The organism is Rhodococcus sp. NPDC003382 (assembly GCF_053589135.1).
Genome location: NZ_JBSFRH010000025.1, coordinates 53,796 through 77,587 on the forward strand (window position 1 = coordinate 53,796; position 23,792 = coordinate 77,587).

Annotated in this window: 22 protein-coding genes; 7 read left to right on the forward strand and 15 right to left on the reverse strand. The window is 71.1% G+C overall.

Features of this window, described 5'->3' with window-relative positions; all coding sequences use genetic code 11:
- Window positions 1-4: 4 nt before the first annotated feature.
- The 8 genes from uvrC to ACWDUD_RS17840 form a co-directional block, all read right to left on the reverse strand.
- Window positions 5-2,164 carry an excinuclease ABC subunit UvrC gene (uvrC, locus tag ACWDUD_RS17805; protein ID WP_450110140.1) on the reverse strand — a complete coding sequence of 720 codons (2,160 nt, stop codon included), beginning with the start codon at window positions 2,162-2,164 and terminating at the stop codon, window positions 5-7.
- A 9-nt stretch (window positions 2,165-2,173) separates the two neighbouring features.
- Window positions 2,174-2,653: a PH domain-containing protein gene (locus tag ACWDUD_RS17810; protein WP_197253122.1), complete on the reverse strand. Its 480-nt coding sequence runs from the start codon at window positions 2,651-2,653 to the stop codon at window positions 2,174-2,176.
- Window positions 2,650-3,132: a 6,7-dimethyl-8-ribityllumazine synthase gene (gene ribH, locus ACWDUD_RS17815; RefSeq protein WP_197253121.1), complete on the reverse strand. Its 483-nt coding sequence runs from the start codon at window positions 3,130-3,132 to the stop codon at window positions 2,650-2,652. The genes ACWDUD_RS17810 and ribH overlap by 4 nt, the downstream gene beginning before the upstream one ends.
- Window positions 3,132-4,382, reverse strand: a complete 1,251-nt coding sequence (locus ACWDUD_RS17820; RefSeq protein WP_197253120.1) for a bifunctional 3,4-dihydroxy-2-butanone-4-phosphate synthase/GTP cyclohydrolase II — start codon at window positions 4,380-4,382, stop codon at window positions 3,132-3,134. Before ACWDUD_RS17820 ends, ribH begins: the two co-directional genes overlap by 1 nt.
- An 82-nt stretch (window positions 4,383-4,464) precedes the next feature.
- Complete coding sequence (locus ACWDUD_RS17825) at window positions 4,465-5,073, reverse strand: riboflavin synthase (protein WP_450110141.1); 609 nt, start codon at window positions 5,071-5,073, stop codon at window positions 4,465-4,467.
- Window positions 5,074-6,102 carry a bifunctional diaminohydroxyphosphoribosylaminopyrimidine deaminase/5-amino-6-(5-phosphoribosylamino)uracil reductase RibD gene (ribD, locus tag ACWDUD_RS17830; RefSeq protein ID WP_450110142.1) on the reverse strand — a complete coding sequence of 343 codons (1,029 nt, stop codon included), beginning with the start codon at window positions 6,100-6,102 and terminating at the stop codon, window positions 5,074-5,076.
- Entirely contained in the window at window positions 6,099-6,782 is a 684-nt protein-coding gene (rpe, locus tag ACWDUD_RS17835; RefSeq protein WP_450110143.1) for a ribulose-phosphate 3-epimerase, read from the reverse strand. The genes ribD and rpe overlap by 4 nt, the downstream gene beginning before the upstream one ends.
- A gap of 6 nt (window positions 6,783-6,788) precedes the next feature.
- Window positions 6,789-7,157: an MmcQ/YjbR family DNA-binding protein gene (locus ACWDUD_RS17840; protein ID WP_450110144.1), complete on the reverse strand. Its 369-nt coding sequence runs from the start codon at window positions 7,155-7,157 to the stop codon at window positions 6,789-6,791.
- 208 nt (window positions 7,158-7,365) lie between these two features.
- Between ACWDUD_RS17840 and ACWDUD_RS17845 the strand changes: the two genes are divergently transcribed.
- Window positions 7,366-8,328 (forward strand): 1-phosphofructokinase family hexose kinase, encoded by a 963-nt coding sequence (locus ACWDUD_RS17845; RefSeq protein WP_450110145.1) that lies wholly within the window; start codon window positions 7,366-7,368, stop codon window positions 8,326-8,328.
- Window positions 8,328-9,098, forward strand: coding sequence for a 5'/3'-nucleotidase SurE (surE, locus tag ACWDUD_RS17850; RefSeq protein WP_450110146.1), 771 nt, complete (start codon window positions 8,328-8,330; stop codon window positions 9,096-9,098). Before ACWDUD_RS17845 ends, surE begins: the two co-directional genes overlap by 1 nt.
- Window position 9,099: 1 nt before the next feature.
- On the opposite strand, the gene ACWDUD_RS17855 is transcribed toward surE, so the two are convergent.
- The 4 genes from ACWDUD_RS17855 to ACWDUD_RS17870 form a co-directional block, all read right to left on the reverse strand.
- Entirely contained in the window at window positions 9,100-10,029 is a 930-nt protein-coding gene (locus ACWDUD_RS17855; RefSeq protein WP_450110147.1) for a 1-phosphofructokinase family hexose kinase, read from the reverse strand.
- A 50-nt stretch (window positions 10,030-10,079) separates the two neighbouring features.
- Complete coding sequence (locus tag ACWDUD_RS17860) at window positions 10,080-11,516, reverse strand: RsmB/NOP family class I SAM-dependent RNA methyltransferase (RefSeq protein ID WP_450110148.1); 1,437 nt, start codon at window positions 11,514-11,516, stop codon at window positions 10,080-10,082.
- A complete protein-coding gene (gene fmt, locus ACWDUD_RS17865; RefSeq protein WP_450110149.1) occupies window positions 11,513-12,436 on the reverse strand; it encodes a methionyl-tRNA formyltransferase in 924 nt (307 codons plus the stop codon). The genes ACWDUD_RS17860 and fmt overlap by 4 nt, the downstream gene beginning before the upstream one ends.
- 172 nt (window positions 12,437-12,608) lie before the next feature.
- Complete coding sequence (locus tag ACWDUD_RS17870) at window positions 12,609-13,586, reverse strand: esterase/lipase family protein (protein ID WP_450110150.1); 978 nt, start codon at window positions 13,584-13,586, stop codon at window positions 12,609-12,611.
- A gap of 180 nt (window positions 13,587-13,766) precedes the next feature.
- Between ACWDUD_RS17870 and ACWDUD_RS17875 the strand changes: the two genes are divergently transcribed.
- The 4 genes from ACWDUD_RS17875 (at window position 13,767) to ACWDUD_RS17890 (ending at window position 19,316) form a co-directional block, all read left to right on the forward strand.
- Window positions 13,767-16,253 (forward strand): molybdopterin oxidoreductase family protein, encoded by a 2,487-nt coding sequence (locus ACWDUD_RS17875; protein WP_197253060.1) that lies wholly within the window; start codon window positions 13,767-13,769, stop codon window positions 16,251-16,253.
- On the forward strand, window positions 16,250-16,741 hold the full coding sequence (locus tag ACWDUD_RS17880) for a type I 3-dehydroquinate dehydratase (RefSeq protein ID WP_248675499.1): 492 nt from the start codon (window positions 16,250-16,252) through the stop codon (window positions 16,739-16,741). Before ACWDUD_RS17875 ends, ACWDUD_RS17880 begins: the two co-directional genes overlap by 4 nt.
- A 216-nt stretch (window positions 16,742-16,957) precedes the next feature.
- Window positions 16,958-18,328, forward strand: coding sequence for a hemolysin family protein (locus ACWDUD_RS17885; protein WP_248675500.1), 1,371 nt, complete (start codon window positions 16,958-16,960; stop codon window positions 18,326-18,328).
- Complete coding sequence (locus ACWDUD_RS17890; protein WP_450110151.1) at window positions 18,321-19,316, forward strand: hemolysin family protein; 996 nt, start codon at window positions 18,321-18,323, stop codon at window positions 19,314-19,316. The genes ACWDUD_RS17885 and ACWDUD_RS17890 overlap by 8 nt, the downstream gene beginning before the upstream one ends.
- A 49-nt stretch (window positions 19,317-19,365) precedes the next feature.
- Here the strand turns inward: ACWDUD_RS17890 and ACWDUD_RS17895 are convergent, their stop codons facing one another.
- Together ACWDUD_RS17895 and ACWDUD_RS17900 are read right to left on the reverse strand one after the other, a co-directional pair.
- Window positions 19,366-19,863 (reverse strand): hypothetical protein, encoded by a 498-nt coding sequence (locus tag ACWDUD_RS17895; protein WP_450110152.1) that lies wholly within the window; start codon window positions 19,861-19,863, stop codon window positions 19,366-19,368.
- Window positions 19,864-19,994: 131 nt separating this feature from the next.
- On the reverse strand, window positions 19,995-20,693 hold the full coding sequence (locus ACWDUD_RS17900) for a winged helix-turn-helix transcriptional regulator (protein ID WP_450110153.1): 699 nt from the start codon (window positions 20,691-20,693) through the stop codon (window positions 19,995-19,997).
- A gap of 113 nt (window positions 20,694-20,806) precedes the next feature.
- On the opposite strand from ACWDUD_RS17900, the gene ACWDUD_RS17905 reads away from it, so the two are divergent.
- Entirely contained in the window at window positions 20,807-21,745 is a 939-nt protein-coding gene (locus ACWDUD_RS17905) for an alpha/beta fold hydrolase (RefSeq protein WP_450110154.1), read from the forward strand.
- A 29-nt stretch (window positions 21,746-21,774) separates the two neighbouring features.
- Here the strand turns inward: ACWDUD_RS17905 and ACWDUD_RS17910 are convergent, their stop codons facing one another.
- On the reverse strand, window positions 21,775-23,790 hold the full coding sequence (locus ACWDUD_RS17910; protein WP_450110155.1) for a primosomal protein N': 2,016 nt from the start codon (window positions 23,788-23,790) through the stop codon (window positions 21,775-21,777).
- Window positions 23,791-23,792 lie beyond the last annotated feature (2 nt).

The window sequence follows — 23,792 nt, forward strand, 5'->3', positions numbered from 1 at the left end:
TGGTTCACAGTTGCGGCTCCGCTCCCGTTCCCGACACGCCGACGATGTCATCATCACGTACCGGCGTGTCCTGCGCAGCCTCATCGGCGACGGGCAGGACGGACGGCGTGTCGGCGGCGCCCGGATCGTCCGCGCGCAACGCGTCGAGCACCGCGCGGGCGGTGGCCGCTCCGATGCCCGGGACGGCGGTGATCTCCTCGACGCTCGCTTCCCGCAGCCGCGCCACCGACCCGAAGTGCTTGACCAGCGCGGTGCGCCGGGTCTGCCCGAGTCCGCGGACCCCGTCCAGGGCGGACGCGGTCATCCGCCGGGACCGCTTGCTGCGGTGGAAGGTGATCGCGAAACGGTGCGCCTCGTCGCGGACCCGCTGCAGCAGGTACAGCGACTCGCTCGTGCGCGGCAGGATCACCGGGTCGGATTCGCCCGGGACCCACACCTCCTCGAGTCGTTTGGCCAGGCCGATGACCGACACGTCGGTGATCCCGAGTTCGTCGAGGACCTCCGCGGCCGCGGCGACCTGCGGGGCGCCGCCGTCCACGACGAACAGGTTCGGTGGGTACGCGAAGCGCCGCGGCTTGCCGGTCGCCGGGTCGAGCGCGGCCTCGGTGGAGAAATCGCCCCCGTCCCCACCTTCGGCACCCTCCGTCCCCGCGACGTCGCGACGGTGCCGCAGGAAGCGGCGGCGGGTGACCTCCGCGATGGACGCGACGTCGTCGGAGCGGCCGTCGCCGGCGGCTTCCTTGATCGCGTAGTGCCGATAGTCCGACTTGCGGGGCAGGCCGTCCTCGAACACCACCAGCGAGGCGACGACGTCGGTGCCCTGGACGTGGCTGATGTCGACGCACTCGATGCGCAGCGGCGCCGAGTCCAGGTCGAGCGCGTCCTGGATGCCCTGCAATGCCGCGGACCGCGCGGTGAAGTCTCCGGCGCGGCGCAGTTTGTGCTGGGCGAGGGCCTCCTGCGCGTTGCGCTGCACCGTCTCCGCCAGGGCCTTCTTGTCGCCGCGCTGCGGCACCCGCAACCGGACCGGTCCACCGCGCAGCCCGGCGAGCCAGCGGCTCATCTCCTCCGGGTCCGGGGGCAGTGCCGGCACCAGGACCTCGCGCGGCACGGCACTGCCGGTCGGTTCGGTGTCCCCGCTGTCGGTGGGTGCTGTCGCGGTGAGCGCGGCTTCCTCGCCGTAGAACTGGGTGAGGAACTGCTCGACGAGCAGCGACTCCTCCGTGTGTTCGCCGGTGTGCTCGGTGTCGATCCGGTCGGCGGAGTCGGGACGGTCGACGACGTCCCCGGACTTCTCCACGACCCACCCACGCTGCCCGCGGACCCGGCCCCCGCGGACGTGGAAGACCTGCACCGAGACCTCGAGGTCGTCACCGGCGAACGCCACCAGGTCGGCGTCCGTGCCGTCACCGAGCACGACCGCCTGCTTCTCGAGTGCCCGGCGCAGCGCCCCCAGATCGTCGCGGAGCCGAGCGGCGGTCTCGAAGTCCAGTTCCGACGCCGCGGCCTGCATGCGTGCCTCGACGTCGCGGACCAGCTTGTCGGTGCGGCCGGCGAGGAAGTCGCAGAAGTCCTCGACGATGCGGCGGTGTTCGGCGGCGTCGACCCGTCCGACGCACGGCGCCGAACACTTGTCGATGTACCCGAGCAGGCAGGGCCGGCCGATCTGCGTGTGCCGTTTGAACACCCCGGCCGAGCATGTCCGGGCGGGAAACACCCGCAGCAGCAGATCCAGTGTTTCCCGGATCGCCCACGCGTGCGAGTACGGACCGAAGTAGCGCACCCCCTTGCGCCGCGGACCGCGGTAGACGAACAGCCGCGGATACTCCTCGTTCAGGGTGACCGCGAGCATCGGATAGGTCTTGTCGTCGCGGTAGCGGACGTTGAATCGCGGATCGAATTCCTTGATCCAGTTGTATTCGAGCTGCAGCGCCTCGACCTCGGTGCTGACCACCGTCCATTCGACGCTGCCCGCCGTGGTGACCATCTGCCGGGTCCGCGGATGCAGCGACGCGACGTCGGCGAAGTACGAGTTCAGGCGCGAGCGGAGGCTCTTCGCCTTGCCCACGTAGATGACGCGGCCGTGCGGATCACGGAACCGGTAGACACCCGGCTCTGTGGGGATGGATCCGGGAGCGGGGCGGTAGGTGGAGGGGTCGGGCACGGGTCCAGGCTAGTCGCCGGTACCGACGCGTCCGCCGTACCGCGCGCGCAGCTCACGGAACGAATCGACGGCGTCGACCGCGTGCTGCCCGTCCCGCACCTGCAGCGCCGCGACGGGCACGTACTCGTCGTGGGGCAGTTCGAGGCGGGCCCACGGGCCACCGTGATCGAAGCTGAGGTCACCGACCTCGTCCCAGCTCAGGCGACGTTCTCCGAACACCTTGCGGACCTCGACCCCGGCCGCCCCGGCCCGTAACCGGGGCCGGGCGTACAGCAGGGTGAACCCCGACACCACCAGCCCGATCGCGATCATCGCGATCTGATCGGCCAGGCGCAGATTCGCACCGGTGTACTCGCCACCGCGCAGGACCAGCGCGGCACCGATGTGACCGAGCATCAGAACCGAAGCACCGATGATGATCCAGCGCCGCATCTTGACGCTCTGGACGTCGAGCTCCCATTCCGTCGTGCTGGTGGTGTGCGCGGTCATCGATCCGTCTCCCGGAGGCGCCGGAGGGTCACCGCGGTGTCGAGCGCGGCGGCGCACGCCTGGCCGCCCTTGTCCTCGGCGGAGCCGGGCAGCCCGGACCGGTCCAGGGCCTGCTGCTCGGTGTCGGTGGTGAGCACACCGTTGCCGACCGGGGTGCCCTCGTCCAGGGCGACCCGGGTCAGCCCGTAGGTGACCGCATCGCACACGTACTCGAAGTGCGGGGTGCCGCCGCGGATGACGACGCCGAGCGCCACGACGGCGTCGTGGGTGCGGGCCAGCTGCTGCGCCACGACCGGCAGCTCGATGGCACCGGCGACCCGCTCGAGGGTGACGTCGGTGATGCCGGCCTCGTCGGCGACGCGCTGCGCCCCGGCGATCAGGGCGTCGGAGATCTTCTGGTGCCAGCTACCCGCGACGATCGCCAGGCGCAGTCCGCGCGCGTCGGCGAGCTGCAGGTCGGGCAGACCTTCCCCGCTCATCAGGCGTCACCGGCCTCGAACTCGTCGAGCCCGATCAGGTCGTGGCCCATGCGGTCGCGCTTGGTGCGCAGGTAGGTGATGTTCTCGCGGTTCGCGCGCAACGGCATCGGCACACGCTCGGTGATCTGCAGGCCGTAGCCGTCCAGGCCCACGCGCTTGGCGGGGTTGTTGGTCAGCAGCCGCATGGAGGTGATGCCGAGGTCGACGAGGATCTGCGCGCCGATGCCGTAGTCGCGGGCGTCGGCGGGCAGGCCGAGCTGCAGGTTCGCGTCGACGGTGTCCGACCCGGAGTCCTGGAGCTGGTAGGCCTGCAGCTTGTGCATGAGGCCGATTCCGCGGCCCTCGTGCCCGCGCATGTACAGCACGACACCGCGCCCTTCGGCCGCGATCATCTCGAGTGCGGCGTCGAGCTGGGGGCCGCAGTCGCAGCGCAGCGAGCCGAACACGTCGCCGGTCAGGCACTCGGAGTGGACCCGCACGAGCACGTCCGCGCCGTCGCCGTCGGGACCGGCGATGTCGCCGCGGACCAGCGCGACGTGCTCGACCTCGTCGTAGATGCTCTGGTAGCCGACGGCGGTGAAGTCGCCGTGCCGGGTCGGGATGCGGGCCTCGGCGACGCGCACGACGTGCTTCTCGTGCTTGCGGCGCCACGCGATGAGGTCGGCGATGGAGATCAGGGCGAGTTCGTGCTCGTCGGCGAAGACGCGCAGTTCGTCGGTGCGGGCCATCTCCCCCTCGTCCTTCTGCGAGACGATCTCGCAGATGACGCCGGCGGGACGCAGATCGGCCATGCGGGCCAGGTCGACGGCGGCCTCGGTGTGGCCGGGGCGGCGCAGCACGCCGCCTTCCTTCGCGCGCAGCGGCACCACGTGACCGGGGCGGGTGAAGTCGTCGGCGCGGGTGTTCGGATCGGCCAGCAGGCGCATCGTCGCGGCCCGGTCGGCCGCGGAGATGCCGGTGCCGATGCCTTCCTTCGCGTCCACGGTGACCGTGTACGCGGTGCCGTGCTTGTCCTGGTTGGTGGAGTACATCGGCGGCAGCCCGAGCCGGTCGCAGTCGGCGCCGTCGAGCGGCACACACAGGTAACCCGACGTGTACCGCACCATGAACGCCACCAGTTCGGGGGTGGCCTTCTCTGCCGCGAAGATGAGGTCGCCCTCGTTCTCCCGATCCTCGTCGTCGACCACGACGACGGCCTTACCGGCGGCGATGTCTGCAACCGCGCGCTCGATCGTGTCGAACCTCGTCACTTGCCTGGGCTCCAAATCTCGATTTCCAACAACTGCTTGCACTACCGCGGCACGCGGAAACTGCCGCATTCAACAGTACGACTCAGCGGCCCGCGTTCTGCAGGCGCTCCACGTACTTGGCGATCACATCCACCTCGAGATTGACGACGGTGCCCGGTTCGGCGGTGCCGAGGGTCGTCAGCGACAGGGTGGTGGGGATCAACGAGATCTCGAACCATTCCGCGCCCGGCTCGGCGCCGAGACCGGAGACGGTCAGCGACACACCGTCGACGGTGATCGACCCCTTCTCCACGACGTAACGGGACACGGTGTCCGGCAAGGAGATCCGCACGACGGTCCAGTTCTCGGAGGGGGAACGGGAGATCACCGTGCCGGTGCCGTCGACGTGACCCTGCACCAGATGACCCCCGAGACGGCTGCCGAGCGCGGCGGCCCGTTCGAGGTTGACGCGGCTGCCGGCGGCGAGCTGCGCGAGGCTCGAACGGTTCAGTGTCTCCTGCATCACATCCGCGGTGAACTTGTCTCCGTCGACGACGTCGACGACGGTCAGGCACACGCCGTTGACGGCGATCGACTCGCCGTGCTTCGCGTCCGAGGTCACCAGCGGTCCGCGGACGGTGAAGCGTGCCGCATCCGCCAGGTCCTCGCGCGTGACGATCTCACCCAGTTCCTCGACGATCCCGGTGAACACCTACCCGCTCCTTTGCTCCCGGTCGGGGACCAGGGTCATCAACACGTCGGCGCCGACCGTTTCGACGCGCTCCCGACGAAACCGTATCGCCTCGGAGATCGTGTGCACTCCGGCGTCCCTCACAGCGGACCAGCCGTCGCCGAGAAGTACCGGTGCGATGTACGCCTGGATGCGGTCGACACGCCGGGCGGCGAGGAATGCCCCGGCCAGCCGCGGACCGCCTTCGAGCAGGACGTCGGGGTGGTCGGTGAGTGCGTCGAGGACCTCGTCGACGTCGTGGGTGCGCAGCACCAGCGTCGGCGCGGCGTCGTCGAGCACCCGGGCCCGGGTCGGCAGTTCGCTGGTACCGACCACCACCCGCAGCGGCTGGTGCGGGGCGAGGGAACCGTCGGGCAGCCGGGCGGTGAGCCAGGGGTCGTCCGCGAGGACGGTGCCGGTGCCGACGACGATCGCGTCGAGGCGGGCCCGTTCGGCGTGCACGACCGCGCGGGATTCCGGGCCGGAGATCCACTGGCTGGTGCCGTCGGCGGCGGCGATGCGCCCGTCCAAGGTGGCCGCGTACTTCCATGTCACGTGCGGGCGCCCGGTGCGGGTGCGGTGCAGCCACGCCCGGAGCGGGCCGGCCGCGACGACATCCGCGCCGAGACCCTCGTGCACGACGATTCCGGCGGCGCGCAGCGCGGCGGCTCCCCCGGCGGCGGACGGGTTCGGGTCGGGCACCGAGTAGTAGACGGTCGCGATGCCCGCGTCGATCAGCGCCCGGGTGCACGGGCCGGTACGACCGGTGTGGTTGCACGGTTCGAGGGTGACGACGGCGGTGCCGCCGCGGGCCCGCTCCCCCGCCGCGCGCAACGCCATCACCTCGGCGTGCGGCCCGCCGGGGGGCTGGGTCGCGCCGACCCCGGCGATCCGGCCGTCGGCGTCGAGCACGACGGCGCCCACCGGCGGGTTCGGGCTGGTTCGTCCCCGCACGTCCTCCGACGCGTCGACGGCACGCCGCAGGGCCTCGACCAGCGCCGGATCGGTCACGGGGCCAGGGTCAGGTGGGCGGAGGCGGCACCGGCCTGGGCGCGCAGCTTGCGGACGGCCTCGCCGGGATCCGCCGCCCCGTACACCGCGGAGCCGGCGACGAAGCAGTCGACACCGGCCTCGGCGGCCGCCTCGATGGTGTCGGTGTTGATGCCGCCGTCGATCTCCACGAGCAGGGTCAGTTCCCCGGAGTCGACGAGGCGACGAACGGCACGGGCCTTCCCGAGCACGTCCGGGATGAACGACTGACCGCCGAAGCCCGGCTCGACGCTCATCACCAGCAGCGTGTCGAATTCCTTCAGGATTTCCAGGTACGGCTCGATCAGGGTGCCCGGCTTGATCGACAGCCCGGCCTTGGCGCCCGCCGCGCGGATGTCGCGGGCGACGGCCACCGGATTGTCGGTGGCCTCGGCATGAAAGGTCACGTTGTGGGCGCCGGCCTCCGCGTACGGGGGTGCCCACCGGCCCGGATTCTCGATCATCAGATGGCAGTCCAGCGGGATCTCGGTCGCGGCGAGCAGCGACTGCACGACCGGCAGGCCCAGCGTCAGGTTCGGAACGAAGTGCGCGTCCATGACGTCGACGTGGAGCCAATCGGCACCGGCGACGGCGGCGGCCTCGTCGGCGAGGCGCGCGAAATCCGCGGACAGGATGGAAGGAGCGATCATCGGGTGGGCCACGTCGGCCTAGTCTAGTCGGGTCCGATCTTCCCGCCGTGCAGCCGGTGCGCTCGCGCGCAGTGCGTCCGGCGCGGCGAGATGCCACGCGTCGAACAGCAGGTCACGCAGTTCCTCGGGGTCGACGCGGTCGAGGTCGACGAGGATGGCGCCGTAGCCGTCGTAGCTTTCGGTGGTGAAGTAGGCCGGACCGCCGGACGCGAGCAGCGCCTTCTTCTTCGCCATCTCGCACAGCACCATCAGTGCGCCCTCCGATTCGGAACACAGCCGCGCGAACCCGCGCCCGCGCACCGTCAACGCCGGGGTCCGGTACCACGTCGATTCGGTGACCTCCGGCAGGTCCGCGACTGCTTCCACCACCTCGGCCCAGTTCGTCATGTGACCAGTGTGCCCGCGGGAAGCCGCGCGCGTGCGTCCTCGCGGAACTGCGCAGCGAACATCTCGAATCCCGGCCGAATTCTGTAAATCAATGCATTCCGTCAGGGACGTTATCCGACACACCTGCCTGGGCATCGGATCGGACCGAAGCGGGTACTCCTCGGGCATCTCCCGCACGTCGAAGAAGTCGAAGAAGGAGCCCCGTCCGATGGCCGAGTCCACCCCGCCCGCCCCGCCGAAGCCGTCCGTGTTCGTGTTCGCCCCGTCCCCGCTGTTGACCGTCACGGTCGAGTGCGCCCCGGACGGCAGCGACGAACTGCACGTGCACGCCGGCGGGCAGGGTTTCTGGATCGCCCGGATGGCGGCGACGCTGGGTGCCGACGTCACGCTCTGCGGAGTGTTCGGCGGCGAGACCGGCCGGATCGTGCGCCATCTGCTCGAATACGAGGGCATCTCGGTCCGCGGGATCGACACGTCCGGCGCCAACGGCGGTTACGTGCACGATCGGCGTGGTGGGGAACGCGAGGAGATCGCCCACGTCGCGCCCACGGTGCTCACGCGTCACGAGGTCGACGACCTGTTCGCGTTGTCCCTCGAGGCCGGCCTGCGCTCCGACGTGGCGGTTCTCGGCGGTGCCCACAGCGACACCACGGTCCCGTCGGAGATGTACGGCCGATTGGCGGGTGATCTGCACGCGATGGGCGTCCCGGTCGTCGCGGATCTGTCCGGGCCGCAGCTGACCAGTGCGCTCACCGGAAAACCGACGGTGCTGAAGGTCGCGCACGACGATCTGATCGAGGACGGCAGGGCGACGTCCGACGATGCGCCGACGCTCGTGAAGTCCATGCGCAAGCTGGCCGAGGAGGGCGCGCAGAACGTCGTCGTCTCGCGTGCCGGCGACCCGGCGCTGGCGCTGGTGGAGGACGGACTGTGGGAAGTGACATCGCCGCCGCTGACCAGCGTCGATCACCGCGGCGCGGGGGATTCGATGACCGCGGGCATCGCCACGGCTCTGGCGCGAGGCGAATCGCTGGTCGACGCGCTCCGGTTGGGGGCCGCTGCGGGGGCGATGAACATCACCCGACGGGGATTGGCGACGGGACGCCGCGACCTGGCCACCCGTCTCGTCGAATCGGTCGGCGTTCGGCGCACCGACGGTGAGGAGTCCTGATGCGGGCGTTGGTGACCAACGACGACGGTATCGACAGTCGAGGGCTCGGTGTCCTCGCACGCCTCGCGGTCGAGGCCGGACTGGACGTGGTGGTGGCGGCCCCGCACACCGAGCGCAGCGGTGCGAGCGCATCGCTGACCGCGCTCGCCGAGGACGGCCGGCTGGCGGTCACCGAACGACAGTGGCCGGATCTGCCCGAGGTGCCGATCCGAGCGGTGGAGGCCTCGCCGGCGCTGATCGGTTTCGTCGCGGCACACGGGGCGTTCGGTCCCGCACCCGACGTGGTGCTGTCCGGAATCAACCACGGCCCCAACACCGGCCACGCGATTCTGCACTCGGGAACCGTCGGGGCCGCGCTGACTGCGGCGACACACGGCGCGCTCGCGCTCGCGGTGTCCGTGGCCTCGGCGGATCCGCAGCACTGGGACACCGCCGAACAGGTTGCCCGCCGCGCGTTGGAATGGGTGCTCGAGTCCGGGCAGCGCGGTTCGGTGCTGAACATCAACGTTCCGGATGTGCCTCCGGAGGAGTTCCGCGGGCTCCGGTTGGCTCCGCTGGCCGCGTTCGGCGCGGTCCAGGCCGACATCGGGGAGATCGGCGAGGAGTTCGTGACGGTGACCTTCCGGGAGATCCGTGCCGACGAGCGCGACGAGACCGACGCGGGTCTCGTCGCGCAGGGGTGGGCGACGGCGACGGCGTTGCGGGCGCCCGTCGAAGCGGCCGAAGTCGACCTGGAGGCACTCCCGTGGACGGGTCCCGGGCTCCCCTAGATCAGTGGGATCGGGCGAGTTCGTAGAACCGGTCGATGTCCTCGCGCCGGCACACGTGACTGCCGGCGGTCAGCAGCGCGGCCGATCCGCAGGCGATGCCGAGCGCGAGCGCATCGCGCAGCGACCGTTCCTGCAGCAGACCCACGACCAGGCCCGCGACCATGCTGTCGCCCGCGCCCACGGCGCTGCGCACCGGCACGTCCAGCGCCGGTACTTCGACGGCGTTGTCGGCGGACACCATGATCGCGCCCTGCGCGCCGAGGGACACCACGACGATCTCGGCGACCCCGGCGTCGACGAGTTCCCGGGCCGCGGCGGACCGGGTCTCGGTGTCCGGCAGGTCCCGGCCGACCCACTCGCACAGCTCGTCGAGGCTCGGCTTGACGAGGAAGACCCCCGATTCGATGCTGGTCAGCGCGTCGCCGGAGGAGTCGAGCACGAAGCGGGCGCCGACCTTGTGCGCGACGTCCGCGATGCGCCGCACGAACGTGCCGGGCACGCCCGGCGGGAAGCTGCCGCTGGCGACGACGTAGCGGGCGCCGGAGGCGGCGGCCACCAGCGCCTCGAGGCAGCGTTCCTGTTCGTCGGCGGTCAGCTCGGGACCGGGGGTGACGAACCGGTATTCCTTCCCGGTGCTGCGGTCGATGGCGGTGAAGCACTCGCGGGTGTCGTCGGCGATCTCCACGATGTGCTCTTCGACGTCGTCGTCGTCGAGCAGCCCGCTCATCTGCTTACCGCGTGCCCCACCCGCCGGGTACACCGCCGCAGCGGACGCGCCCAGCACCCGGGCGACCTTCGCGACGTTCACCCCTCCCCCGCCCGCGTCGTAGAACGGTTCGTCGCACCGGAGTTTCCGGGTCGGTACGACCTCGTCGGCGAACGTGGTGACGTCGAGCGCCGGATTGAGGGTCAGGGTGACGATGTCGGGCACGAACTGTCCTTCCGTCCGAGGTGGTGGGCTCGGGTGTCAGCCCGTTGGTGTCAGCCCAGTGGTTTGCGGAGCGCGGCCATGAACATGGCGTCCGTGCCGTGCCGGTGCGGCCACAGCTGGACGCCGGGGCCGGATCCGAGCCGCGGCACCCCCGGGACGAGTTCGCGGGTATCGAGTTGTTCGACGTCGTGCCGGCGCACCGCGTCGGCGACGATCGCGACGGTCTCGGACACGTGCGGCGAACACGTCGCGTACAACACGACGCCGCCGGGTCGCAGCAGCCCGATCGCCGAGGCCAGCAGTTCCTTCTGCAGCCGCACGAGTTCGGCGACATCGCCGGGCTGCCGCCGCCAGCGGGCCTCGGGACGGCGACGCAGCGCGCCGAGACCGGTGCACGGGGCGTCGACGAGGATCCGGTCGTAGCCGGCGTCGAGACCGGGATCGCGGCCGTCGGCGACGTGCACCGTGACGGGCAGGCCCCGGGTGGTCTTGCGCACCAGGTCGGCGCGGTGTTCCACCGGTTCGACCGCGTCTACGGTGAAGCCGTCGAGGTCGGCGAGGGCACCGAGCAGCGCCGCCTTGCCACCGGGTCCGGCGCACAGGTCGAGCCAGCGGCCGTTGTCGTTCCCCTCGAGCGGCGCGAGCGTGAGGGCACGGGCCACGAGCTGGCTGCCCTCGTCCTGCACCGCGGCCATGCCTTCGCGGACGGCGTCGAGCCGGCCGGGATCGCCGTGCTCGAGGTGCACCGCGTAGGGCGACCAGGGACCGACCTCGCCGCCGGTCGCGAGCGCGAGTTCCTCGGCGGTGATGACGCCGGGCCGCGCCACCAGGTGCACGATCGGCCGGGCGTCGTCGGCGGCGAGGACCTCCGCCAGTTCTCCGGCGTCGGCGCCGAGCGAGTTCGCGAACGCCTGGGCGATCCACACCGGGTGCGGGTACCGGAACGCGAGGTGTCCGACGGGATCGCGTTCCTGGTCCGGGGCGAGCTCGGCGACCCATTCGTCCTCGGTGCGCTCTCCAACCCTCCGGAGCACCGCGTTGACGAAACCTGCTCTGCCGGAACCGAATTCGGAGCGGACGAGGTCGACGCTGGTCGTGACGGCGGCGTGCGGGGCGATGCGGGTCCGCAGCAACTGGTAGGCACCGAGGCGCAGCGCGTCGAGCAGCGGGCCGTCGATCTCGTCGACGGGACGGTCGGCGGCGGAGGCGATGACGGCGTCGAGCAGACCCTGCGCGCGGGCCGCGCCGTAGGTCAGTTCCGTGGCCAGCGCCGCGTCGCGGGTGTCCAGGTGGCGCTCGCGCAGCAGTCCCGGCAGCACGAGGTTGGCGTAGGCGTCCCGTTCGCGCACCGCGCGCAGCACGTCGCGGGCCGCCAGGCGCGCCGGGTCCACCGCGGACTGCGACGGCCGCCTTGCCTGCCGCGGCTTGCTGTTGCGGTCGCCGGGACCGCGCTGCGATCGGCGGGCCGGTCTGCGGGATTCGGTCACTGTGCACGCACCTTCGGGTCGAGTCGGGCACCGCGGGCCCAGTCGGCGGCGATCATCGCCTTCTTGCCGGGCGGTTGCACCTGCCCGAGTTTCACCGCGGTCGTGGCGGTGCCGACGAGCACCCCGTTCTTGCGGATCGCGATCTCGCCGGGTTCGAGGGTCTCGTCGGTGACCGTCACCGGCCCGACCTTCACCCGCAGCTCACCGATCATCGTCCAGGCTCCCGGCGCGGGCGTGACCGCGCGGATGCGCCGGTCGACGACGTGTGCGGGATGCGTCCACGTGATCCGGGCGGATTCGACGGTCACCTTCGATGCGTACGACACGCCGTCGGCGGATTGCGGGACGGCGGTGAGCAGTCCGTCCTCGAGGCCGTCCAGCGTCGATACCAGCAGCCCCGCTCCGGAGTCGGCGAGGCGGCCGAGCAGGTCCCCGGCGGTGTCGGTGGGCCGGATCGTCTCGGTGACCACCCCGTACACGGGGCCGGTGTCGAGGCCCGCCTCGAGGCGGAAGGTGGTGGCGCCGGTGATCTCGTCGCCGGCGGCGATCGCGGCCTGCACCGGGGCCGCGCCGCGCCACGCCGGCAGCAACGAGAAGTGCAGGTTCACCCAGCCGTGTTCGGGAATGTCGAGCACGGGCTGCGGCAGCAGCGCCCCGTAGGCGACGACCGGGCAGCAGGCCGGGGCCAGTTCGGTCAGCCGGGCCACGAACTCCGAGTCCCGCGGCGAGGCCGGGGTGAGCACCTCGATGCCGTGTTCGTCGGCGAGTTGCCCGACCGCCGATCGCACCACCTTGCGGCCGCGCCCGGCGACCGTGTCGGGGCGGGTGACGACGGCGACGACCTCGTGCCGGGGCGATTCGATCAGCCGGCGCAGCGACGGGACAGCGGGATCGGGAGTGCCCGCGAAGACGACGCGCATGTCAGCGCACCGCCGGGATGCGCCGAATCGGGCGGCCGCGCCGCGGTGAGGTGAGGAACGGGACGACCGAACTTGTCACGAATGCTGCTCCCGGGATTCGACGATGGTGCACCACAGTCTAAGGACCGACCCGGTCCGGAACGGACACCCCGGCCGACACGCGGCCCGTCGGTCAGAAGTTGCTCTCCAGGATGACCTCGGGGATGCCGGTGCCCAGCGCGACCGGCACACAGGGGGCGAGACCGTAGTGGTCCGGGTCGAGGGTCTGCCGGATCAGGCTGAGCGTGAAGTTGTCGTAGGGCATGTTGAAGTGTCCGGTCAGGTTCTGCGGGCACAGATCCTGGACCACCAGATTCACCGCGCCGGGCCCGTGCAGGGCGACATTGCTCGACGGCTGGATCACTTCGTCGACGCTGGTGCCGATAGTGGTGTAGTCGACGCCGGGCACGGTGTCGGTGGGGTTGTTCAACTCGGTGAGCAGTTCCGATCCCTGTGCCTGCTGCACGAGCGCGATCGAGAACTGTTCGGCGACGATGTCGGACGCGCCGGGGATCTGCTCGGCGATGGGTCCGAGACCGTAGAAGGTGCCGCCGTAGCTCGGGGAGGCCACCCCGACCCACCGCTCGGCCGCGGAATCTCCCCCCAGCCGGTTGATGTAGTAGCGGGAGACGGTCGCGCCCTGCGAGAACCCGACGACGTCGACCTTCTCGGCGCCGGTCTCGGCCCGCACGAGGTCCACGAAGTCCCCGAATTGCCGTGCACTGACCCGGATGTCGCCGGTGCCGTAGTTGTCGGCGTCGGCTGCCTTCCCGTAGTTCAGCGCGTACACGCACCACCCGGAGTCGGCGAGCAGCGGCGCGAGCGCCGCGAAGTCGGTGTAGCTGTTGGAGTCGGTGCCGTGCGCGAGCACCACGGGTCGCGGGTGCTGCGCCGACGGGACGCAGTCGAAGTCGTTGCTGCCCGGTGGGGCCGCGTCGGGGTGATCGTCGGCATAGGCCGCTGCCTGGGCGGAACTCCCGGCCGGGGGTGCGGGGGCGCGGGGCACGCTCGCGGTGGATCCGTCCGGCTGGGCGGTGGCCGAACCACCGGCGATGATCAGGGCGGCGCACGCGGCCGCGAGTACTGCGCTGGTTCGTCGCCCGCCGCCCATGTTCGCGCCTTCCGACCGCTCGACGTGTCGGGATTCGCCATCGCGGCGACGGCGCAATCCTGTGAAGAGTGTAAAGGGATCCGGCTCGGCGCGGAGGTTGTGCGGACCACCGCTGCCGACCGCGTTCCCGCGGGTCACGGCCCACGTTTCGAACTCCCGCGTTCGGGTACCGCCGCAGGCATGACCGACATCGACCGCATCCGCGAACCCTGGGGCACCCGCACCCCCTACGGACCGGGCGAGCCCTGGCCGATCCGGGTGGACTGCTATCTGGCCGACGGACTGGGCGAGGACGACGTCGACAACTGGGTGCAGTCGGCGACGATTCTGCACTCGAACGGCGACGGTCTCGACATCGCCGTCAAGGACGGCCGGATCGTCGGGGTCCGCGGGCGCGCGGTGGATCGGGTCAACCACGGCCGGCTCGGGCCGAAGGATCTGTTCGGGTGGCAGGCCAATCACTCGCCCGACCGGCTGACGACTCCGTTGATCCGCCGCGACGGCGCGCTCGTGGAGACCGATTGGGACACGGCGATGGATGCCGTCGCCGAGCGCACCCGCGAGTTGCTGGCCGAGCGCGGCCCCAGTTCGATCGGCTTCTACACGACCGGGCAACTGTTCCTCGAGGAGTACTACACGCTGGCGCTGATCGGGCACGGGGGTATCGGCACCAACCACATGGACGGCAACACCCGGCTGTGCACCGCGACCGCGGCCGCCGCGTTGAAGGAGTCCTTCGCGTGCGACGGGCAGCCCGGCTCCTACACCGACATCGACCACGCCGACGTGATCGCCCTGTACGGGCACAACATGGCCGAGACGCAGAGCGTGCTGTGGAGCCGGGTGCTCGACCGGCTGGCGGGCCCGACTCCCCCGGCGGTGGTGTGCGTCGACCCGCGCGCAACACCCGTGGCGCGGGCCGCCGCCGTGCACCTCGCGCCCAGGCCGGGCACGAACGTGATGCTGATGAACGGGCTGCTGCACGAGATCGTGCGCAACGGATGGATCGACCGCGACTACATCGAGGCGCACACCGTCGGCTTCCCGGAGCTGCAGAAACAACTCGAGGACTATCCGCCCGAACGGGCTGCCGAGGTGTGCGACGTGCCGCTCGACGACCTGCTGGAGGCGGCCCGCATCCTCGGCGGCGCCGAACGTCTGGTGTCCACCGTGCTGCAGGGCTTCTACCAGTCGCACCAGGCCACCGCGGCGGCAGTGCAGGTGAACAACGTCCACCTGATCCGGGGCATGCTCGGCAAACCCGGGTGCGGGGTGCTGCAGATGAACGGCCAGCCGACGGCGCAGAACACCCGCGAATGCGGCGCCGACGGGGACCTGCCCGGCTTCCGGAACTGGGCCAACGACGAGCACGTCCAGGAACTGGGGCGGCTGTGGAACATCGACCCGATGCGGATCCCGCACTACACCGCGCCGACGCACCTGATGCAGATGCTGCGCTACGTCGAGGACGGCTCGATCCGGTTCCTCTACGTCAGCGGCACCAACCCGGCGGTGTCGCTGCCGGAACTGGGCCGCATCCGGGAGATCCTCGCCCAGGAACGGCTGTTCCTGGTGGTGCAGGACATCTTCCTGTCCGAGACCGCCCAGCTCGCCGACGTGGTGCTCCCGGCCGCGACGTGGGGCGAGAAGACCGGCACGTTCACCAACGTGGACCGCACCGTGCACCTGTCGGAGAAGGCCGTCGATCCGCCCGGCCTGGCCCGCGCCGACCTGGACATCTTCGTCGACTACGCCCGTCGAATCGGGTTGCAGGACAAGGACGGGCAACCCCTGGTGAAGTGGTCCACTCCCGAGGAGGCGTTCGAGGCGTGGAAGCGCTGCTCGGCGGGGCGGCCGTGTGACTACACCGGTATCACCTACGACCGGCTGCGCGGCGGCAGCGGCATCCAGTGGCCGTGCACCGAGGACAGTCCCGACGGCACCGAACGCCTCTACGAGGACGGGAAGTTCTGGAGTACACCGGACTATTGCGAGAGCTACGGCCGCGACATGGTCACCGGTGCGCCGCTCGAACCGACCGAGTACAAGGCCATGAACCCGCTGGGAAAGGCGATCATCAAGGCGGGCGAATACCTGCCGGCGCACGAGCTCGTGTCCGAGGAGTTTCCCTACCACCTCACCACCGGCCGCACGCTGTATCACTTCCACACCCGGACGAAGACGGGCCGCGCGCCGCAACTGCAGCAGGCCGCCCCCGAGGTGTGGGTGGAGATGTCGGCCTCCGACGCCCGGCGACACGGCTGGTCGGAGGGAGATCTGTTGCGCATCACCACCCCTCGGGGCCGGGTGGACGCGAAGCTGCGGATCTGCGGGATCCGTCCGGGGGTGTTGTTCGTGCCGTTCCACTACGGCTACTGGGACACCCCGGGCGGTCACGAACCCGGCGACGCCGAGGGCCGGGCCGCGAACGAGCTGACCCTCACCGACTGGGACCCGGCGTCCAAGCAGCCGTTGTTCAAGGGCGGCGCGGCCCGCGTGGAACGTGTCGAAGCCGGCGACGGCACACCGTCCGCCGCGCCCACGACCACCGCCTCGGAGCCGGTGGGCGCAGCCGTCCCGCAGACCGGCGGCGGCCCCGACGCGACCGCGACCGAGACGTTCGTCGAATCCCCCACAGGCGCAACGAACACCGGAGGTGCGCAATGAACAACAAGGTGGGACTTGCGATCCGGGAGTTGCACGAGTCGGAGAACGACCTGGCCGGCCGGCTGCTGCAGATCTCCGACCGGAACAAGGCCGATCACGAGATATTCCATCTGGGACAAGATCTCGCGCGATGGTCGCAGCAGCACGTCCGGGAACTCGCCCGCCTCGGGCAGGATTACGACCTCGACCTCGATGCCGAGCCGGCGGAGGACCACAGCATCCTCGCCGCCCTCCGCCGGAAGGGTAGCGAGCTGGTCGGCCGGCATCACGATCCCTCGCTGCTGTTGCTGCGGGACCTGCGGGAGATCCACCGCACGGCAGCCGGGGTCTCGCTGGACTGGGAGATCCTCGCCCAGACCGCGCAGGCGCTGCAGGACCGCGAACTGCTCGCCACCGCCGAACGCTGCCATCCACAGACCCTGCGTCAGATGCGCTGGGCGAACGCGAAGCTCAAGGAGAGCTCCGCGCAGATCATGGTGACCGGGTGAGGTGAGCGCCCCACCCCGCAGCGCAACCGAGGTCGCGTTGCGTGACCTTCGTTACGTCCCCGCGGGAACCATTCGCCGGGCGCGGTTCGTCCTATTCTGTGACGACCCTTTGTCACCGATCACAGAGAGAGCCATGCGACGCGCCAAGCGCAAACCTCGAAGACCCCGACCGCCCCACGGTGACGGATATCCCGCCACCCCAGGATCGGCATCGACGTGCTGACCGCCCTCGGAATCCTTCTCGGAATCCTCGTAGTCCTCGCGATCACCGCCCTCACCGGCTACTTCGTGGCCCAGGAATTCGCGTTCATGGCGGTGGATCGTTCCCGCCTCAAGGCACGCGCGGAATCGGGTGACGCGACCGCTGCCCGCGCCCTGGGCGTCACCCGCCGCACCTCGTTCATGCTGTCCGGCGCACAGCTCGGTATCACCGTCACAGGCCTGCTCGTCGGCTATGTCGCCGAACCGCTCATCGGCAGCGGCCTCGGCGAGTTGTTCGGCGGCGTCGGTGTTCCCACCGCCGTCGGGGTGGCCGTCGGCACCGTGCTCGCGGTGCTGTTCTCCACCGTCGTGCAGATGGTGTTCGGCGAACTGTTCCCGAAGAACCTGGCCATCGCCCGTCCCGAACCGGTCGCGCGGAAGCTCGCGCTGTCGACGACCGTCTACCTGAAGTTGTTCGGCTGGCTCATCACGCTGTTCGACGCGGCGTCGAATCTGCTGCTGCGGCTGTTGCGGATCGAACCCGTTCACGACGTGGAACATTCGGCAACCGTCCGCGATCTCGAGCACATCGTCGCCGAATCCCGCGACACCGGAGAGCTGCCGCCGGAGCTGTCGACACTGCTCGACCGCATCCTCGACTTCCCCACCCGCACCGCCGAGCACGCCATGATTCCGCGCGCCCGGGTGGATGTCGTCCACGTCGACGAACCCGTCGACCGGGTGCTCGCGACGATGAGCACCGGCCACACCCGTTACCCGGTCGTGGGTGCCTCCACCGACGACCTGCACGGTGTGGTGCACCTGCACGACCTGCTCGAACTCGACCGGACCGACGGCCCCGCCGGCTCCGTGCACCGGCCCGCGGTGATCGTGCCGACCACACTGCCGCTGCCGGACGTCCTCGCGCGCCTCGGCGAGGCCCACGAGGAGATGGCGCTGGTCATCGACGAGTACGGCGGTTTCGCGGGGGTCGTCACCGTCGAGGACATCGCTGAGGAACTGGTCGGCGAGATCGCCGACGAGCACGATCCCGAGGCCGACACCGCGGTGATCGTGCGTGCCGGCGACGGCTGGACGGTACGCGGCACCGCGCATCTCGACGAGGTCGGCCGAACGCTCGGCCGGACGCTGCCCGACGGCGACTACGAGACCGTCGCCGGGCTGGTCATCGCCGAATTCGGTGGCCTGCCCGCCGTCGGCGATCGCGTCGAGATCGCCCTGGACGCGGATCCCGCCGACCTGGTGAGTGACGATCGCCTCCCCCGCCGCACCCTGGTCGCCGAGGTGCGGGCCATCGACAAGCACGTGCCGTCCTCGCTGCACGTCACCGTCCGCACCGAGCCCGAGGTGAACATCGATGAGTAACCCCTGGATCGTGGCGGCCGCGACGGTCGCGTTGATCGCGGCCAGTGCGTTCTTCGTCGCCGTCGAGTTCGCGCTGATCGCCGCGCGACGGCACCGCCTCGAGGACGCCGCCCCGCACAGCCGTGCCGCGCGGGCCGCGTTGCGCAGCGCGACGGAACTGTCGGTGCTGCTCGCCGGCTCCCAGCTCGGCATCACGGTGTGCACCCTGGCACTGGGTGCGGTGACCAAACCGGCCGTGCATCACTGGCTGACCCCGCTCATAGCGGGTTGGGGTGCCCCCACGTGGCTGGCCGATGTCGCCGGGTTCGTGCTCGCGCTGATCACCGTGACGTTCCTGCACCTGGTGGTCGGTGAGATGGCACCGAAGTCGTGGGCGATCGCGCATCCGGAGAAGTCGGCGACGATGCTGGCGATCCCGATGCGGGTGTTCATGTGGTTCACCCGACCGGTCATCGTGCAGCTGAACCGGATGGCGAACCGGTGCCTGCGCAGGGCCGGGGTGGAACCGGTCGATCAGGTGGCCACCGGTCAGGATCCGGATGCGTTGCGGCACCTCGTCGAGCATTCGGCCACGGTGGGCACTCTCGACGAGCGCTACCACGGCCATCTGACGAGCGCCCTGGAGCTGGAAGCGCTGACGGTCGGCGACATCGTCGCCCCGAACGACCGGCCGAGCAGCGTGCCGCCGGATGCGTCGGGCGCCGAGATCCGGGAGACCGCCCGCCGAACCGGGCACCTGCGGTTGCTGGTGCGCGGCAACGGTCACGTCGACGGGGTCGTGCACGTGCGCGACAGCCTCCACGCACCCGAGGTGAGCGCGGGTGAGCTGATGCGGCCCGCGCTGACCGTCGAGGCCGCGGTCCCGGTGTACGAGGCGTTGCGGACCATGCGGGAAACCCGCAACCATCTCGCCACCGTCACCGACGATGGGCAGGTCGTCGGACTGATCACGATCTCGGACGTGCTCCAGCGTCTCCTCGTGCGCTGACGCGCCCGTGTGCCTTTGTGGCGGCCCCAACCGCCACAAAGGCACACCGTTACCCTTCCGGATGCTCCGGGTCGATGCCGCACAGTCGCAGGGCCCGGAGCTCGCCGTTCGACAGTGCGGACGGATCGACGCCCCTCATCAGCTCCCTCCACGCCGCGAACGCGACATCCGTGACGATGTCCATGTCGGCATCGCGGAAGCGTCGACGCTCACCGTTCTCGAGCAACCGGTACACCCGCGCAGCCCGGAGCAGCAGCGTGTGTTCGAACTCGATCCGGTCGTTCCGTTTTCGCGCGGCACGCTGCCCCGACCGGGCGGCCGCCTCGGCCAGGAGTTCGGCGCACCAGTCCGGAATGGGTTCGAGGCCTCGCAACCATCGCCGCGCGGTCGCCACGTCCAGCGGTCCCTCGATCCCGTGCCACCGCATGGCAGCGGCAACCACTGCAACCCGCAGCCCGAGTGCCTCGGCCACCGGGACCGGGCACAGTGCACGGTCGGCGCGCCTCGCCGCCTTCCGGTTCCGCACGCGTTCGTCACGACTGTCCATCGAGTTCCCCTGCAGGTCGGTCGATGCCCCAGGCATATGCCGTTCGCTCGGGCCGACGGTATCTCCCGGCTACGACACCCTGTCGCCCCGAACAGCCCGGGAACCGTAGAGGGCGTGACCCCCGCCGCGCATCAAGCGTTTCGGTGCGCGCACGGCTGGTCCGACGCGGGCCGGAACCACGCGCTCACCCGGCCGATCAGCGCGGGATCTCCTGCCGCCGTGACCGAGCCGTCCCCGAACGCGTCCGCCCACTCGCGCCTGCCCCGGGCGAGCGCGAGCAGCGCCGGCATCGAGGACTCCAGGTACACATAGCGACTCGCGTCGAGGAGCGGGTCCGTCAGGCACCCGTACGGTGCGGCACCTCGCTGCAGCACGAGCCAGTATCGGCGGTCGTGCCGGTGGTGCAACCGCAGTTCCAGGACGGCGGGCCGCTCCGGCGCACGATCGGGATCCGCCCGCTGCGCCAGCCAGCCGAGCACGATGTCCGGGTCGCGGTCGAGCATGTCGGGATCGTCCGGGAGCCAGGTCTCCGCCCACGCCCGCAGCGAGGCGAGTGTCGCCGTCAAGCCTTCCCCGACCTCCGTGAGGCGGTACGCGGGGTGTGGATCCAGGCCGGTACAGCGTGACACCAGCCCGAGTGTCTCGAGGCGGCGCAACCGGTCGGCGAGCACCGAGCGCGAGATGCGACCGGGCAGTCCGGTGGCCAGTTCGTTGAATCCCTGCGGCCCGAACGTCCCCAGCTGCCGCACGATGAGCAGACTCCATCGGTCGCCCAGGTGCTCGATGGCCTTGGTGAACGAGCAATATCCGACGAACTCGCTCGAGCCCACGACACGAGTGTCCCACCGTCGGACGCCGTCGGACGGTTCGAACTTCGAACTGGCCCTCCCCCGTCGAGGGCGCGGATTCTGACAGCAGCACGAAGTTCGTCCCAGGAGTCACGATGGCCACCCAGCTGAGCAAACCGCAGGTGCCGCGGCACCCGGACACGCTACGAGCCAGGTACAACCGGATGGTCCGGGCGGCCGGCGCCGAGGGTCGCTTCGTCCGGACGCGCACCGGTCGGGTTCACGTGATCGAGTCCGGTTGCGGGCCGCCGGTCGTTCACCTGCACGGCAACAACACCTCGTCGCTGTCCCACCTGATGCTGCTCGACCCCATGACGGCAACGCACTCCTACCTCGTCGACCGGCCGGGATTCGGACTCAGCGATCCACATACGTTCCCGCGCAATGACTTTCGACAGTTCGCGGTCCGGTTCGTCGACGACGTCCTCGACGAACTCCGTCTCGGGTCGGTGGTGCTGGCCGGAGCCTCGGGAGGCGGATGCTGGTCGGTCTGGTACGCCCTGGACCGCCCCGAGCGCGTGCGCGGTCTGGTCCTGCTCGGATCCGTCCCGCTGTTTCCCGGCGCCCGGATCCCGCCGGGGATCCGGCTCATGGCGACACCGGTAGTGGGCCCCTTGCTCACTCGCACGGTCACACCGGGCCGTCGGATGCTGCTCCACCTGATGTCCTCGGTGGGCGAGGGCGACACCATCCTGCGGTACCCGGACCTACTCGACTCACTCGTGGACGCAGCGCACGACCCGGTCGCCACCGCCGCCAACATCGCCGAGTTCCGGGCGCTCCTGTCGCCGTTCGGTGTCCGATCCGGGACCCGGATACGCCCCGACGAGCTGCGTCGTCTGTCCGTTCCCACCCTGATGATCTGGGGTGACCACGATCCCGTCGTGCCGGTGGCCGACGCGCGGGCGGCCGCCGATCTGATTCCGAACGCCCGCCTCGAGGTGCTGCCCGCGGGACACGTCCCACAGCTCGGCCACCCCGCACGGGTGGCGGAGCTGATCGACGAGTTCACCCTGGGTGGTGTGCCTTTCTGACGGCCGCGACCGCCACAACGGCACACCGCTCAAATCCGCAGCGGATCCATCTGGACGCGCAGCGGCCCGTCGGCGCGGCGGGCAGTACGCGCGGCCTGCGCGTCCCGCAGTGCCCGACCGAGCTCCCGACCGCGGCCGCGGCCCACGCGGACGAGCATGCGGTGCACCTCGTCGGGTTCCGGATCGTCGGCCCCGAACGGCAGCCGCTGGCCGGGTGGCAGAGGCACCGGGCCGAGCACCTCGGCGCCCTCCGGCAGGATCGTCGCCTCGAGCAGCCCCGTGACCGCGGCGGCGCTGCCGTCGATCGCGGCCATGTGCACGGTCGGCGGGAATCCGACCTCGGCGCGTTCGTCGAGCTGCGACCGCGCGTGCCCGACCGGATCCCAGCGCACCAACGCCTGCACGGTCGGGATCCCCGAGTCGGCGACGACCACGACCTGACCGCCGTCGCGGAACGGTCGGACCAGCGACGACGCGGTCAGCCAGCGTCGCATTGTTTCCTCGGCGGCACGCAGGTCGGCGCGGCCGAGCAGCGCCCAGCCGTCGAGCAGCAGCGCCGCCCCGTATCCGCCGGGTGCGATCGGCTCGGCGCCGACCGTCGAGACCACCAGCACCGGCCCCTCGGGCGCAGAGACCTTGACGTCGGTGCCACCGGAGGTCACCACCGGCACGCCGGGAAAGGCCCGGCCCAGTTCCTCGGCGGTCCGTCCGGCACCGACGACGACCGCACGCAGCGACCGGGCGCCGCACACGTGACAGCGGTGGGTGGCGTCGGCGACGCCGCACCAGCGGCACGCCGGGATCGCGGCGCCGTCCGGGCCACCCGCCGTGGGCAGCGCCAGCGGGCCGTTGCAGTGGCGGCACCGCGCCGGGGCCCGGCACTTGCCGCAGGCCAGCGCGGGGACGTAGCCGCGGCGCGGGACCTGCACGAGCACACCGCGGCCCGCGCCGAGCGCCGCGCGGGCCGCGGCGAACGCGATGGCGGGGATCCGGGCCGCCCGCGCCGCCGGGTCGCGGGCGAGCGCGTGGTCGCTGTCGGCCAGGGCCGTCACCTTCGGCGCCCACTCGCGGACGATCTCGCGGGGGGCGGTCAGGTCGTGTGCCCACCCGGAGTCGACGAGCGCCTGGGTTTCGGCGGTGCGAGCGTGCCCGCCGAGCACGACCGCGGCACCTGCGGCGTGCGCACGCAGGACCGCGACCTCCCGAGAGTGCGGGTACGGCGACCGAGGCTCGGCGTGCAGGTCGTCTCCGTCGTCCCAGACGACGAGCAGACCGAGCTCCGGGGTGGGCGCGAACACGGAGGCCCGGGTTCCGACGACGATTCGTGCCGTGCCGCGCAGCGTGGACAGCCAGCGCCGGTAGCGGACGGCGGGTCCGAGTCCCGCGCTGAGCCCGACGACGTGCTCGGCGCCGGCGACCGCTTCGCAGGCGGTGAGGACCCGGTCCAGGTCGCGTTGATCGGGGACGACGATCACCGCGGCACGGCCCCCGGCCGCGGTGAGCGCCGCGAGTTCGGCGAGCCGACACGGCCAGTCCTCCCCCGGGAGCGCCTGCCAGGCGGCGCGCGGCGAGCGGCCGGCAGCCAGCGCGTCCAGGAAGTGCTCCCCGAACCGGTAGCGCGCCCATGCCTGCCGGTCGACGTCCGGCGCAGCCGGCGGGGACGTTTCGACGGGCGCTTCGGCTTCGACGCGGGCGTGCCGCGGCGGCACCGCCAGGCGCAGCACGTCGGCGCGGGTGCCGGCGTAGCGGGTGGCGACCTCCTCCGCGAGGGCGGCGATCTCACCGGTCAGCACCTGTTCGGATGACACGACCCGGTCCAGCCAGCCGAGGCGTCCCGGGTGGTCGCTGACGGCGGTGCGGGAGAGCAGGAAGCCGTCGACGAGCCGGCCGGAGAACCGGACACGAACGCGGACGCCCGGTCGGGCGTCCGCGTCGAGTTCACGGGGAATCAGGTAGTCGAACTCGCGGTCGAGGTGCGGAAGCGGCAGCAGCGGGAGCACCCGTGCGATCGGATCCGTCTCGGCGGCGAGCCTGTCGGCACCCACCC

Coding starts and splice junctions, on each gene's coding strand:
- ACWDUD_RS17810 (WP_197253122.1), bottom strand. CDS start 2,653: ATGACCGCGCACACCACCAGCACGACGGAATGGGAGCTCGACGTCCAG.
- ribH (WP_197253121.1), bottom strand. CDS start 3,132: ATGAGCGGGGAAGGTCTGCCCGACCTGCAGCTCGCCGACGCGCGCGGA.
- ACWDUD_RS17840 (WP_450110144.1), bottom strand. CDS start 7,157: ATGACGAACTGGGCCGAGGTGGTGGAAGCAGTCGCGGACCTGCCGGAG.
- ACWDUD_RS17845 (WP_450110145.1), top strand. CDS start 7,366: ATGGCCGAGTCCACCCCGCCCGCCCCGCCGAAGCCGTCCGTGTTCGTG.
- surE (WP_450110146.1), top strand. CDS start 8,328: ATGCGGGCGTTGGTGACCAACGACGACGGTATCGACAGTCGAGGGCTC.
- fmt (WP_450110149.1), bottom strand. CDS start 12,436: ATGCGCGTCGTCTTCGCGGGCACTCCCGATCCCGCTGTCCCGTCGCTG.
- ACWDUD_RS17870 (WP_450110150.1), bottom strand. CDS start 13,586: ATGGGCGGCGGGCGACGAACCAGCGCAGTACTCGCGGCCGCGTGCGCC.
- ACWDUD_RS17875 (WP_197253060.1), top strand. CDS start 13,767: ATGACCGACATCGACCGCATCCGCGAACCCTGGGGCACCCGCACCCCC.
- ACWDUD_RS17880 (WP_248675499.1), top strand. CDS start 16,250: ATGAACAACAAGGTGGGACTTGCGATCCGGGAGTTGCACGAGTCGGAG.
- ACWDUD_RS17890 (WP_450110151.1), top strand. CDS start 18,321: ATGAGTAACCCCTGGATCGTGGCGGCCGCGACGGTCGCGTTGATCGCG.
- ACWDUD_RS17895 (WP_450110152.1), bottom strand. CDS start 19,863: ATGGACAGTCGTGACGAACGCGTGCGGAACCGGAAGGCGGCGAGGCGC.
- ACWDUD_RS17905 (WP_450110154.1), top strand. CDS start 20,807: ATGGCCACCCAGCTGAGCAAACCGCAGGTGCCGCGGCACCCGGACACG.